Below are 15107 nucleotides of genomic sequence, written 5' to 3' on the forward strand. Positions count from 1 at the left end.
ATATCCAACTCGACAGAGGCTTTATGACTGAATTTTCGAACGTGATTACCCGCCTGGCAACAAAACTCCCAGACGAAAGTATAATAATACGCCAGATCATCCGAGACATCCCTCTCTCAATCTTAAACTTGAAACAATTCATCGCTGCTTTGAACTGGGTGAGAATGTACAATTAGTATCAGAAGAAATCGATTATAGTAGAGCAAGTATCTATACATAGCGGAAAAAGTACATTCTTAAAGGAGCTACCGCACTTATGAATACTGGTGATGATCCCCGCGGCAAACTACCCAAAGGAGAACCTGTCTCTTCCATAGAGGTTGAGCAGCTGAAATCTCAAATGCAGGATATGCAATTGGAAATGGATATTCTAAAGGAGACACTTGAAGTCTTAAAAAAAGACCCAGGCGTCGATATGACAGCTCTCAAGAACCGAGAGAAGGCAGTGATAATCGGCGTCCTGAAAGATAAATATTCACTGCCACTGCTTCTGCAGAAATTTGGTATGCCGAAGAGTAGCTATTATTACCAGTTAAAACAGATTAAGGCCCCTACAAAATATGCAGAATTACGTGCCCGTATTTTAGAATTATTTGCTGAAGCCTCAAAGAGATATGGGGATCGAAGAATTCATGCGCTATTAGCTAAAGAAGGCCTCTGCGCTTCAGAAAAAATAGTACGGAAAATCATGTCTGAATGTGATCTAAGAGTTAAGACTAAACGCAGAAATAAATACAACTCATATAAGGGAGAAATTACACCTGCAGTTTCAAATGCTATTGCGCGTAATTTTCACGCTGATGCACGAAATATTAAGTGGCTTACTGAATATAACTGAGTTTTCGATTCCCGCGGGAAAGGTATACCTATCACCTATAGTTGATTGTTTTGACGGAATGATTCCTGCATGGAGGATCAGCACAACACCGGATGCCTGTTTGGTAAATAGTATGCTAGATGATGCGATTGATACTTTGAATGACAAGGAACATCCATTGATCCATACAGACCGGGGGTGTCACTATCGATGGCCGGGTTGGATATCCCGGATGAATAATGCCGGTCTTCAGCGATCCATGTCAAGGAAAGGTTGTTCCCCAGACAATTCAGCCTGCAAATGTTCTACAATCGCGATTGGTCAGGGCTAACAATAGAACAGTTTATAGATATCCTTAATGAGTATCTTTCCTGGTACAATGAAACCAGGATTAAAACATCACTAGGAAACATGAGTCCATTGGAGTACCGACGAAGCCTTAGATTAACTGCTTAAGCTGTCCAAGAAATTGTCCGCCCCCCCTATCTGACCTGTTTGAGATGTGCACTGTCCATACCTAATTTATAACGAATAAAGTAACAGCACCCAAATGCAACAAACTGTCAAAAGACCCCATTTTCAAACAGCAAAAATGGTGTCTCTTTTAACTTTTATCGTTAAATTAATCCTGGCAAACAATGACAAGACCGCAAGTACTTGATATAAGTGCCTACTCTTATAATGAATCAAGTCAGAAGCCTGCGATATATCTTTTCCATAGCAGCCTTGACTTGTTTATCACCAAATTCCTTCGCACGAATTCTATTCCAATCTCCCATTTTTTGCATAAGGCTTCTATTCTCTAGTAAGGAATAAATAGCTTGACTGTAAGCAGAAACATCAGTAGCTTTTTTTACCATAATACCACCTTCACAATAATTTAATAATTGTTCGGTGCTTTCCCCCATCAAGTCACTATTTCCACGAATATCGGAACAGACAACCGGAAGACCATATGCCATAGCTTCCAGCAAAGCCATTGGGAGTCCTTCTTGGTAAGAGGGAAAAAGAAACAGATCAGCTACCTGAAAAATTTCCATCATATCCTTTCGATATCCTAAAAAAGAAATGGAATCTGATACATGAAGCTTTTCTACTAATTCATGAAGATACTCACTTAATACCCCGTGACCACAAATGATATAATGAAAATCATTAGAAAACTGCTTCAATTGTGCAATCGCACGGATTGAGGTTTCATGATTCTTTCGTTTAATCAGCTCTCCTGAAGAAAGAATGATTATTTTGTTTTTAGGAAGGCCTAACTCCTCTTTTTTAAGATCAATATCAACTTCTTTTTGAACTTTATCAATATTGATCCCTACACCAGGAATATAATCAATGCATTTCGCATGAAAACATTTTTTTGCTCGGTCATAATCCTCTTTGTTAATACAAATTTGTTCATCTGTAAAATGGGATAGAAATTTTTCTACCGGATAATAGCATAACCAGTTAATCACTGAGGCTCCCGTATAAAAATGAAACCCATGTGCCGTATAAATTACCGGTGCTGTTTTGGTAGAACACGCAGCAAGTCTCGCCATAACACCTCCCATGGGTGTATGGCAATGAATAAGGTCAAAGTGCTCCGCCATCATTAACATTTTAAGTTGTTTATAGATTGTAATGTTTTTGGGATGAAAAGGGTTTCGAACAAAATCAATCTGATGTTGTATAATACCAGTCCCCTCAAGACGGTGATTATCATTTCCATAAGAGGGAGTATTATAATTGGCAGCATAATGAACCTCATATCCCATGTCTTGAAGTATTCGGACGTTTGACATTTCAAATTGGGGAACGAAACCACTGACAGTGGTGACTAAAAGTACTTTTTTAATATTTTTCATTTGATTTTTACCTTTTAAGCAAAGGTAGTGTAAAATTTTACACTACCTCTGCAGTTAATAATGTGGAAACGAATCCAAAACCCGTTTAATCACTGAAGTCTATCAATACTTAACTAGTGGTTTAACATTAACCGTAAAAATGGTCTTTCTACTACTTACCTAAAGGTAGGTTTCGTTAACATTTCTATTAAAACCCTAATGAAAAATGTTTTATAGAAGGATTTCTTTAAGGTAGTAAAACCTTTACGTCTTTTATCAATTCCAAATTTTCTTTAAGTTAATACTATTTACGATACCTTGCCCAGAAAAGAAAGTAAAGGTAATATATCGAATACGGGCCTTCTCTTTTTAGTACAACAACATTAATAATATATTTGAAAGATTATAATTTACGGGTATCTTAGAGAGCAATCCTTTATCTCAGGTATTGAATTTACATATCATTTCTCTCAATTTTTATCAAAATCAACATAGTTTTCTTTAACCCATTCTTTAGCAATATACAAGTCAATTTCTTTATGAATATCTATAGACTCATCAATTAGGTAATGAGCAATATTATTACCCATAAAAGCCCATGGTGCTTGTCCTTCTCCATTACTATTTAATAAAATTTTGGTATTTAATACCCAAAAATTATGAGCTAGAAAGTAGCAAGGAGGCAAGTCCTGCCTATTTGTTGAAATCTTTCCGCTGACACCTTTTTCATACATCTGTAAACGCCCTTTATCATCAACCGTTTTTGCACGTAACGGGTGGTGATCATTATCTTTATATACTGGAACAACTGCACTTAACGTCATATCTTTTTCCATCATACGAACACATTCATCAATCCATTCAGATTTAATAGTTACATTATTTGCTAAAGTAACTACTAGAATATCTGGCATTCCATATTCCTTTTCAATTATATCAAGAGCATGTATGATGCAGTCCACATGCTGGCTAGTTGGTAATGCCAACTCTAGCGGGCGCTCAATAGGAACATGATCAAGCTTTTCAGCCTCATAAAGAATCTTTTTATCATCACTACTACAAAACATTTTCTCAATCGTATCCGCATAGCGAGCAGCATTAGCTGGATAATAAAGCACCGGATGACCCAAGCATTCCAATATATTTTTATCTTTCAGGGTATTATTACCACGGCCTGTGAGTAGTGCATAAGTTTTCATAACATTTCCTCCGTTTTAACAAAGGCAGTACAATGTCCGACCCCTGCTTTATTAGCCTTTATTTTTTTATTACTTTTTACACTATCTTTCATTTTTCAAGGCAATCCATGTAATATAAGTTCACAAGTTAAGGTTTCATAATATAAAATCAACCATTTGATATTGACCCAATCCTCTGATATCTTCCTTAAAGTGCAATTACCTTATCCATTATCGGTACAGCCTTTTGTTCTTCGTGAGATGCACGTTCTTAAGATACCGCAACAGCAAGCGCTGAATTTTGTGCTATTTCTCCTTCAACTCCCGTACATACAAGCACATAAAAAGGTCATAATTCTCCAAGAATTCTTTTCCAAACATAGGTAATGCAAATTGCATAATATAATAATCATATCTTGTATCACTTCTTGATTATACTCATTCACACTATATTTTTAAATAAGTCTGCAAATACTCTTAAAGGCTTTGTACACCTATAAGAAGTAGATTCTAAAATCTGATGATATAGTGCATCCTTTTCACTACATAGTTGTTCCATATCCTGTAACTTCATTTTCAATTCTGAGATCAAATCATTGAGTACGTTCAAATCGTTAAGGCTATTTTTGTTGCTTACTTGCAGTATACTATTTTCATTTTCTAGAATCCTATATTTTTCTTTAATCTGTAGTAATTCTGATTCTAATCTACTATTCCTCTTTTTTATGCATTCAAATTCTTCATCCAGTTTACTACTAATTTGAGTCTGCTCGCCTTCTTTTTCTAATAAACAGGTCAATTGTCTTTGTACATCCTTTAACTCAATTTGGAGTTCTGCCAACGGAGTCAGGTCTCCCCTAGGAATTAGTTTCAAATGTTCGTACGGCTTATGCAACCTTGACTTTAAAATTAGCTCTAATCTGTTATCGGCCTCTGCTAACTGCTCATATGTCAATCCATAATCCCTCAAATAATATTCCAAGTTCAGCTTATAAATTTCCAATTCCGAATCTAACATAATAACTTTTCTTATATAGTCAATATCCTTAAGCAATTCCAATGGCGCCAAACACCCAAATGCCACAAAGCTCAACTTTAACTTGTCTGGCAGATTATCTGTCAACTCTTTCAATGACAAGTTACTGATAAATGAATATTGCGACCACCCTAAGTCATATGCAGGTACCCCGTAAAGAGCGGCTTCAAATGCTGTGTTAGATCCAGCACACACAATCCGCCTACACTTTTGAATAAACTGAGCAGAGGTGTTTTCACCTTTCTCAATATTAGGAAAGCGAGGAGCCGCATCCAAAGGATCTCCCGGGTGCTTCTTTATTATTATTTTATCATCTGAGCACCACTTTCTCACCAACATTAATTCTTCTGCTAACGTTACCTGATTAAAAGCAGTACTAGCCATTGGTATACTATAGCCGCCAAAAATACCAAATTCATATTCCTTAGACATGTTCATACGTAAATAGTCTAATTTATCCTCTTTTAAAAAAAGGGCTAATATTTCTTTAGCATCCAAAGCCAGAACTGGATTGACCATAAATTCCTTATGAAATTTAGTGTACCTTTCATCGAATCCGGCCTTTCCCTGCAGCCCACTTTTTGACCAATAAAAAGTATTTCTATAATCAGGAACTCGTAATCCTAACTCAAAGTAAAACGTAGGAACATTCAACTTTTTTGCTAAACTTTCAAAGCATCTATAATATCTAAATAGTATTAATCCTTCAATAGATTTTCCTTCATCTACTACTATTTGATTTAACCTCTTATATAAATACTCTACTATTTCAGACCATTCTTCTACAAACGAATTTACATATGCATCTGTTTGAGAAGGATACTTTTCTATATAACTGTTTATAATGTATTCCGGAATTTTAATAGGGATGATGTTTTCAAGTACACCTTCCTTATCCAGAGGAACATCGAACCATTCTTTCCATATGCTCGGCACTTCAAATGTCTTATATTTAGCAAAATATTCTTTTTGTGCAACTATAGGCCATTTATAACCCTTTCCCATAGAAGCCATTTTATGGAATACCCACAGCCAGGGTGTTTCGCCAGCAGGATCCAATGTTATTATAATAGGGACAAACATATTTTACCTCATCATCTCTGCTAATACACATTAATTTGTTTTTGCACTTTTATATAGAATTTCATATTCATATTATAAAACTTATTCTACTATTAAATATTTTAGTTCGCAATGCAATAAAGAATAATATGAAAAACATTCATTAAACTTTGTGTCTTCTCATATGCCACCTAACCCCTTAATATGTGTAACGAGCATACGTTGTGAAATTCACTCTATTTAACGTCGATTGGTTTAAAAACAAGAAAAAGTAGAGCACTACACTCCAGGTACGAATTCTTAAGTTTGTGAAATCATATACTTCTATGAATTTCGGCAAAACGATTTCCTTTTCTCTATCTTTATTCCATATCTGGTGCTGATATAAATGGCCTTTTAGATATGCTCGTTTCATCAGACTCTGTATCTTTACTAATAAGATTAATAAAAGCCTCCTGCCATTTTTGTGCAGCAACACATACCAAGCGATTAGTGTGTAAGTCGGTATATGCATTATATGCAATTCGTTTTCTTAACTCTGGTTCCAAAACTAACCGCTCCAGTGCTGCAAACCATGAACTTGGATTTGCATCCACAATCAAACCGTTTTCGCCATTACATATCGTACTAGAATAGGCAGGATGATCACTGAAAACCCCTGCAATACCCTGTGCGGCATAATCAAGATATTTAATATCCGATTTACAAACTGTGAATTTATCCGTCTTTAGTGGTGCAACACCAATATCCCAATTAATATTTTCGCGGATCCACGGCCAAAAGTTTTCATATGTTGAGCGCCCTTCAGTGTTGCATATCCATACGTTAGGTAAACTTTTAAGAAATGATGAATCATTCAAAACACCTATTACTTCAAACCTAACCTTGTCTGGATACTTGCATAGTAATTGAGTTAATGGTAGTTTAATCATTGCAAAGTCGTGTTGATGCGTCGCTGTACCCATATACCCAATTGTAACAATATTATTTTTTTCTTCCCTTTGCTTGGCTATTTCCTCCCAAGATTTCTCCCCAATATACTGTGGAGATAGATAGTTTGGTATAACCTTAATATTTTTATTCATTCTTAAAATACGACTTTTTAGTATTGGCGTGCTCACAATTACTAAATCTGCATGACGCACCATCTGACGTAATTGATTCCTTTTCGAATTAGTAACAGAGTCATTATCAAACAAGTTGTCATCTATTTCAAATATGTATTTCTTATGGTTCTTTGTTATAAAATTCTGAAATTCTCCAATTTCCTTGTATGTAAGATCATCACGCCAAGATCTTTCTATTACATAAATATCAGCATCAGTATTCTCCCTAAGGCTCTTTCCATATGTGAATTTAATCTGACCAGTACGACTTAATTCTACTAATGGACCAAAAATTCGAATTTTTGCGCAATCAACCATATATGTTCCAGAATTAATATATTCACAAAATACATGTACATGTAATCTTCTACTCATCAATTGTCCTCCACAAGAAATACGCTATTCAAAAAGCTTGCTGCACACTTTTCTGGTGAATATGACCCTGCATCAAAAATAGCTCTTTGAGCTAATTGTTCCCTTAAATACACATCTTCAACCAAGCGCTCCACAGCGGCACAGCATTGATCATATTTGCTAGTATCGACCACAAGACAATTTTCTTCATGGAGAGCATATGCATCGGTTCCTCCGTTTTCAGGCACTATAGTCGCGCAGCCACATGCCATTGCTTCCAATGCAGTAAGACCCATCGCTTGAAAGATTGAAAAATCTGCAAAAATGTCCACTTGAGACAATAAAGCCGACATTTGTTGCGGAGTAAGTGGGCCATAATTTTTGAATTCAAAATCTTTTGATGCTTCTAACGCTGTAATCTCAATATCTGAACAGCCAAAAAATATAATTTCAATCCTATCTTGATATTGCATTTTTATTTTTCTCAAAATGCGCAAAGTGGCTTCTGGTGCACGACGAGGGGAATTCGGTCTGACCATTGCACATATCTTTACACAATCTACATTATGAAACATTCGACGCGGTCTGAACAAATCTATATTGATACTAGGGCCAATTACAGTGCAAGAAACTCCACAGTTTTCTAAAACCTGCCTTGCATTCCAATTCGTCTTTGTAATTCGGATTAGGGAATCTGAGGCTGTATAGGATTTAAGTGCCAACCGATATTCGTCACTTCCTTTTTCAAAGAAAAACGGTTCAAAATCCTGAATATAATATACTACACGTGGGGGGTGTTGCATATCAGAGAAATCACAATATTGTACGCCTGTAAATAGCGTACAACAAATTGCATCAAAATCTTTTGCATACTTTCTTATTTCTTTTAAACTATCTTCATATATCACCGGAAACTCTAGGTTCGGATAAGAATTTTGAAAATACTTTTTGTGCTCCTCCAAATTAAATAACCAGACATCAACACCCATTTGCTGCATTGCCGAAGCTTCCTGTAATACAACATTGCCACCGCCACCTGCTTCACACAATGGTAAAATGATAAGCAACCTTTTGCCCTCAAACTTCTCTAAGCCAGACGAAATCATTTTATCACTATCGACAAGTTGCTCAGCACGCATACGAATTCCCTCAAAAACATAGTTTTTATGAACAATATGCACACTTTCATCCAATAACGCATCCCCATGCTTAGCTCGCAATTTTTTTCCTGCACTTTCGCAAAGCAACCGTCTTTTTTCATCTGTGTAGCTTTTGGATTGAGCATGGTAAATATAAGTATCATCCGCTACTGCAAGCTTTACACCAGCCTTTCCCGCCCGAAGATTAAAATCATCTTCTTCACCAAAACCAGGTCCAAAGTTTTCTTCATCAAAGTAACCAATTTTTTCTACTGTCTGCCGCGTAATCAACATGCAAAAGCCATTGAGTAGAGGTACTTGTGGATAAATCCTACTAGATGTTTTCTCAATCATTTTTCCAAAAGATTCAATCGTAACACCCTCTGGTAATACATTATGACACCAATCACCTTGAACATCAAAAATTTGTGGGATAGATTGCCAGCTCGCTGTATTCGAAAGTGGTCCCACAATACCAATAGCTGGATCACTCTTTGAACAGGCTATAAGTTTGTCTACCCATCCCTCTGTTACAATCGTGTCGCTATTAAGCAGAATCATATACTGAGCACGGGATTCTTTCATACCCATGTTTGCAGCATAACAATATCCGTGTCCCTGCTCATTACGAATCCGTGTAATATTGGGGCATAATTTTTCCATTTCTACTAAGTATTTATAAGTTTGTTCTGAACTCCCGTCATCAACAATTATGATATTATAAGGCTCCGATGTATACTCATAAACAGATTCTATACAGCGCTTCACATCATCATAAGCATTATGCACACAAATAATAATATCAATACTTTCTGAGTGTTTTTGCACAGGAGGACGCATAAAAAACTCTTCTAAAAGTCGATCTAGTTCTTGCCTTTGCACCAATGTATTCTCCATTGCCCCCTCACCATCGGCAATAGCAACGTGATTCTGTTTGGAGCTATTTCTCATTCCTTTCATGTTAATGATAAAGGAACGAAAAAGTGGTATTCTTTTCAATATATCCGATAATGTTCGTATTGGATACGTTATTTTCCAAAAAAACGCATTCTCCATCATCGCAAGATTCTGCTCTGCTACTGTAAGACAGCCCTGCATCCTATTGATTTCTGCTTCTGCTTCTGTAATATTGCTTTTGTAATCATCAATGATCGTCTTGAGATTTTCAAATTGCGTTTCATGTCTATCACGCAAATTACGTTCTTCATCTAATTCCTTATAGAGATCATTCAGGGAACATTGATATTTTTCTGTACTATCTTTTTTATCTTGAACCTCCTTCTGCAATATTTCTTCTAGTTCTTGAATATTACACTGTTTATTATCTAACTTCCCTTCTAAATCCTTCCTCATTTCTTGCAGTTTTTGTAATTGATCCTTCAGACTTTCTACCTCTTTCACTGTATACCACCAGACATGCTTATACCCATAAGCAATTCTGGACTTTTCCAGTCCTGGTTGCTTTTTTACCAGAATTGTTTGTGGCGTTATATAACTCCCATCATACAATACATCTTCAAAAAAACCTTGTTTTGCAAATTTCTCCACCCAGTATGCTGGCGGTTGTACATTAAAATGCGTAAGTTCATTGAAATCAGAACATGATGCGGAAATTAGAAAATTGTCAGTATATTTGGATAAATTGTTCAATATATCCATTGCATCTTCTTCAAACACATGTTCCAGCATTTCAATTGAAACAATCAAATCAAACTGTTGGGGAAATGTTTCAGGTAATGGTTTTGCAGCCGATTGCATATATACAAATGGCTTGATAGATTCTGATGCCTGTCCAACTGCATAAGCTGACACATCAATTCCCCATGCGTCAATACCTTGCTCTCGCAATGCTTCCACCAAGTAGCCAAATGCACAACCCACATCAAGTACATTCCTTGGATGGAGAGATGATATAATATTAGCCGCAATTTCCCTAAAAAAGCCAATCCACTCCTCTCTCTTGTGGTAATCTTCACCACAACCAGAAGTGAAATAATCATGGTTAAAACTACTTTCAATAGGCATTTCTACTCCCCTCCCTTTTAATTCTAGAATTTAATCTAATTTTTTCCACTAGAACACTAAACTTTATCCTCATAGTTTCTTTCGTCATTCTCCCCAGTATTTTCGATATGCCGCGCAAACATTCATTGCTGCATCTTGTGTTTTTATCTTATGATTCTCCAACCAGATTACACGGTCACACATTTCTTCTATTTGCTTAATACTATGTGATACAAATAGTACCGTAGTACCTCCACTCATTAACTCCAGCATCCTAGCTTTACTTTTATTTTGAAAGCCTTCATCTCCAACTGCCAGTATCTCATCCACAATTAAGACCTCTGGCTGGACCACTGTTGCCACAGAAAAAGCAAGGCGCATCATCATTCCCGATGAATAATTTCTGATTGGCATATCTATAAACTTCTCAAGTTCTGAAAATTCTAAAATTTCTTCATATTTTTGTTCCAAAAACTCCCTGCTATATCCAAGAATTGCACCATTAAGGAATATGTTTTCCCGCCCAGTTAATTCGGGATCAAATCCAGATCCGAGCTCTAACATCGGAACAATATTCCCCGATACTTTCACCTGGCCAATTGTTGGTTTTAGCACACCTGCAATAATTTTTAACAAGGTGCTTTTTCCTGCACCATTTTTTCCAATAATACCTATTACCTCACCTTTATCTACATGAAAACTGATGTCATCTAAAACTTGAAATTCCTCATATTGTAAACGATGCTCAAAAAATGCCACCGCATATTCTTTTAAACTGTTTATTTTGTCATTTGTCATGCGAAAACGCATTGACACATGCTCTACATCTATCATAATTATCCCTCTCTATATTAGTCCCTAAATATATAACACAAACTTATTCTGTGTCTTCTTAAAGATCCATGCACCTATTACGCATGTCACTATCGCAGACAACAAACAAGTTCCGTACAATATTGGAGCTGGTGATATACCATCAATAAGAATGGTTCTCGCAAATTTCACCATATGATACATCGGATTAAACGTCTGAATAAAACGAAAATGCTGCGGAATTATATTCTCTGGATAGAATAAGGGCGTTGCATACATCCAAATCATACTTGCAATCCCCCACAAATATTGGGTATCGCGGAAGAATACCATTGCTGCACTCAGCATCAATACCATCCCGATGCAAAAAAGCAAAAGGCATGCTAACACAAATGGAAGCAAAAATAATGCCGGGGTAATCTTCACTCCAGTCACTAAAATCACGAGCAAAAGCGGTATCAAAGATATAAATAGGTTAATTGACGTAGATACTACTTTTGTCACAGGGTAAATATATTTAGGTACATATACTTTAGTTATCAGAGAAGCATTATTAACGATGGATCCAAGCCCTTGGCCAACTGCTTCAGAAAAAAAGTTGAATAGTATAATTCCAGATAACAAATATACTGGATAGTTTTCAATTCCGCTTTTGAATATAGTTGAGAATACTACATATTGCACCAACATTGTCAGCAATGGATTCAGAAAGCTCCATAAATATCCCAGTACAGATCTCTTATATTTTGTTTTAAAATCTCTTGCAACCAATTGTTGAATCAAAAATTTATATTTACTCCAAATAATGACTATCAGCTTTCCTTTTGTTATTTTTCCCTTAATCTCTTGATAATCCGACCACATCATATAAGCTAATAATAAAACACCTGCCAAAGCTACCCAAAACCAATAATATGAGCCAAACAAACTATAGTTTTTACCACTAACAACTAGGTATAAATGACCGGCAAATTCTTCCCCATTATGAATCAGTGAATTATTACCCTTCAAGTCTCCGTAATAAAAAGAAATCGATTGGCCTGGTTCACAAAAAGATTCCGCTTTCAAGTGCAGTTCCTGACCATTCGCATCTTTAATCGACTTGTCTAAAACCCATGTATAAATTGAATTGTCAGTTAATGATGAAACCTCGAGATTTTGCACTGCAAGAGGAGCATGAGTTTTTCCATCTTCAATTGTCAGTATTATCTGTCCAGTATTTTCTCTAGCGAGAGTAGCTACCATCAATTGAATTGTTTCTATTTCATCCATATTACTAATAAACACTTGATCCCATGTTTGACCTTTTGAAAATTCTGGAATGACACCTTTACTTTCTGTTTCGGATATCTTAGCGATAGTGCTTTTTAGCTGTACTCCACCAATTAAGTAAAAAACCGCCGACAGTATTATATATATAAATATGACTAAACTATATTTTTTAATTTTACTTTCTTTCATATATTTACTCCTAAATTTACTTTATTTCTCATAAAGAGTCAAAACATCCTTACTAATATTATTCCAAGTTCGCGTTTTGGCAGTAGCAATTCCTCCATTTATTATAGTTGATCGAAGTGATTCATCTTTTAAAATCTCTTGAATTTTATCCCTTGCCTCACTTACATTACCTAGTTGGTAAAACAAACAATTTTCTCTATTTCTCAGATACTCGACGTTTCCTCCATTTGGAGCAACTACAACACAGCCACCAGTAGCCATCATTTCTAGAGGAGGATATGAAAAACTTTCCAATATGCTAGATTTTATTAGGATATGGCACTCCCTATATATTTCGGGCACTTGGATATATGGTACCTTATGTAAAAATTTATCTACACGATACCAATCCTTCGGTTTCCCCTGATAGGACATGTACCAAATTTCGTATTTTTCTGGATCTAATTGATTAATGACCTGAAAACTTTCATCTACGTTCTTATAATAATCCTCGCTGTTTCCTTCTATTAAAATACGAATTTTTCCATTAAAATCTCGTTTTACCGGATAAAATCGCTCTGTATCTAAACCATTTGGAGCATAGTATGAATCAATATTATACTTCTCTCTGAGCCAATCTTGGCACCATTTGGAAATTGTAATATGCTTCACAGGCATTCTAAATCGATATGTTTGATTTGCCCGAATACGGAATATCTCACCAGGCTTATAAAAGTCCGTTTCATAATTCTGTATTAAATAATAACGTTCTCCTATTTTACCATATTCATTAAAAAAGTCACATGTTGACCATAGAGTTGTAACACATTTATCAATAAATGCTTTTATTCGAATATCCTTCTTAGATATAACAGGAAATATATTACCATCCTGCTCTAACTCTATAACTTTCTCATATCCATCATTAAATATAGTTACATCGTACCCGCACTGTTGTAACATACTACTATGCTTTAATACAACCAATGCACCACCACTTATTTGAATAACCGGTAAAATAAATACTATGTTAGGCCGCATTTTGCTATAAATATAATCTGAATATTTTGTTCCTGCATACACGGACGTACAGTGTTCATATACATAATGATAGGCATTTTCAGCTAGCGTTTTTCTAATATTTGAGTTTTGAACTAGAAGTTCTAGCTTCCCGTACCACTCATCTATTGTATTCTCACAAAGAATTCCTGTCTTTCCATTTTCTATCATCTTTTCAAAAGCGCCAACCCGACTTGCCACTGTAGGAACCTTAACTAATGAAGCCTCTATCCACTTGTTTTCTGATTTGGCTCGGTTAAAAATAGTATCGTCTAAAGGCGCAATATTAATATCTATTTCTGCAATTAAATCTGGAAGTCTCTTCCAACTTATCATCTTAGAAACAATAATTCTTTCTTTAAATACTTTCAATTCCCTTGGAATATCTAACTCTCCAACTAATATCAATTCCACATGTTGGTATTTTTCCATCAAGCGGACCAGTGCAGGCAAAACTATGGCAAAATCCGGATTATGTGTAATACTACCACTAAAATATCCAATTTTTACAATATTTTCTTCTTTATTAGAATTTCTTTTCCATGCATCTTCTGAAATTTTGATCATATATTCAGAAGCTACGTTCCTATTAATCGTTACATCACTTATGTATTTTCCCAATTCATCCGCAAGTACTTCAGTTGTCGTGATTGCTGCATCACACATAGAAAGCAATTTGCCCATCGCAACTACACCATCATCGTACAACTTTTTATCGTTCTCTGACATTGTTTGTACATAAGGAATCGTTTTTGTATACCTCGTGTCAATCATCAAATCATCAATATCAAAGAGTACAGTTTTATTATACCTTTTTGCCTTTTTGATAAATTCACCTATCAAATCCGTGTATGGGCAACGAAAAAAAATAAATATTCGAAAATTTTTTACTAAATCCATCGATATCTCTTGATAAAAAACTTCAGCAGTAGAAATATTATTTGCTTCCAACTGTTCCCGCTGATGACTTACTCTATATCTGTAAGGATGCTCCAAACAGCAACCATTAATAAACAATACATCATGATAATAAGACTGCGCCCATTCCATATTAGAAGAGGGCTTATGTTTACACATATTACTTCTTAAGTATAAGTGCGTTTTACGAAGTAATATACCAACTCCCTCTTCTTTTAATACTCTTTTAGCTTTTTTTACTAGACTTTTCTCATCCATACTTGTACTTCCTTATTCTTAAAATAATATAACCTCGTAAACATGTGAAATAGCAAAACTTTCTAAGATTTCCGCCAACTAAGTTGATATA

Annotated in this window: 11 protein-coding genes; 3 read left to right on the forward strand and 8 right to left on the reverse strand. The window is 35.5% G+C overall.

Annotation, left to right across the window (positions count from 1 at the left end):
* The first annotated feature begins 256 nt into the window (after positions 1–256).
* Genes BMX69_RS24740 through BMX69_RS25260 form a run of 3 tightly spaced genes read left to right on the forward strand, consistent with a single transcriptional unit; the run spans position 257 to position 1273 of the window.
* Positions 257–838, forward strand: coding sequence for an IS3 family transposase (locus BMX69_RS24740; RefSeq protein ID WP_242941280.1), 582 nt, complete (start codon positions 257–259; stop codon positions 836–838).
* The gene (locus BMX69_RS24745) at positions 801–1148 is read left to right on the forward strand and encodes a DDE-type integrase/transposase/recombinase (RefSeq protein ID WP_242941281.1); all 348 of its coding nucleotides are present in this window, start codon (positions 801–803) and stop codon (positions 1146–1148) included. Before BMX69_RS24740 ends, BMX69_RS24745 begins: the two co-directional genes overlap by 38 nt.
* Positions 1118–1273: an IS3 family transposase gene (locus tag BMX69_RS25260; protein WP_242941282.1), complete on the forward strand. Its 156-nt coding sequence runs from the start codon at positions 1118–1120 to the stop codon at positions 1271–1273. Before BMX69_RS24745 ends, BMX69_RS25260 begins: the two co-directional genes overlap by 31 nt.
* A 230-nt stretch (positions 1274–1503) precedes the next feature.
* On the opposite strand, the gene BMX69_RS16910 is transcribed toward BMX69_RS25260, so the two are convergent.
* The 8 genes from BMX69_RS16910 to BMX69_RS16945 form a co-directional block, all read right to left on the reverse strand.
* Complete coding sequence (locus BMX69_RS16910; protein ID WP_100042993.1) at positions 1504–2670, reverse strand: glycosyltransferase family 4 protein; 1167 nt, start codon at positions 2668–2670, stop codon at positions 1504–1506.
* 449 nt (positions 2671–3119) lie between these two features.
* Positions 3120–3848 (reverse strand): acylneuraminate cytidylyltransferase family protein, encoded by a 729-nt coding sequence (locus BMX69_RS16915; RefSeq protein WP_054790244.1) that lies wholly within the window; start codon positions 3846–3848, stop codon positions 3120–3122.
* Between the two features lie 421 nt (positions 3849–4269).
* Entirely contained in the window at positions 4270–5946 is a 1677-nt protein-coding gene (locus BMX69_RS16920) for a GT99 family glycosyltransferase N-terminal domain-containing protein (protein ID WP_054790243.1), read from the reverse strand.
* Between the two features lie 341 nt (positions 5947–6287).
* Positions 6288–7406, reverse strand: coding sequence for a glycosyltransferase family protein (locus BMX69_RS16925; protein ID WP_100042994.1), 1119 nt, complete (start codon positions 7404–7406; stop codon positions 6288–6290).
* Entirely contained in the window at positions 7406–10549 is a 3144-nt protein-coding gene (locus BMX69_RS16930) for a glycosyltransferase (RefSeq protein ID WP_100042995.1), read from the reverse strand. Before BMX69_RS16930 ends, BMX69_RS16925 begins: the two co-directional genes overlap by 1 nt.
* An 84-nt stretch (positions 10550–10633) precedes the next feature.
* Complete coding sequence (locus BMX69_RS16935) at positions 10634–11362, reverse strand: ABC transporter ATP-binding protein (RefSeq protein WP_100042996.1); 729 nt, start codon at positions 11360–11362, stop codon at positions 10634–10636.
* A gap of 24 nt (positions 11363–11386) precedes the next feature.
* Entirely contained in the window at positions 11387–12802 is a 1416-nt protein-coding gene (locus BMX69_RS24755; RefSeq protein WP_242941283.1) for an ABC transporter permease, read from the reverse strand.
* Positions 12803–12823: 21 nt separating this feature from the next.
* Entirely contained in the window at positions 12824–15016 is a 2193-nt protein-coding gene (locus BMX69_RS16945) for a glycosyltransferase (RefSeq protein ID WP_100042997.1), read from the reverse strand.
* Positions 15017–15107 lie beyond the last annotated feature (91 nt).

It is taken from the genome of Lacrimispora sphenoides JCM 1415 (assembly GCF_900105615.1).
Taxonomy (GTDB): domain Bacteria; phylum Bacillota; class Clostridia; order Lachnospirales; family Lachnospiraceae; genus Lacrimispora; species Lacrimispora sphenoides.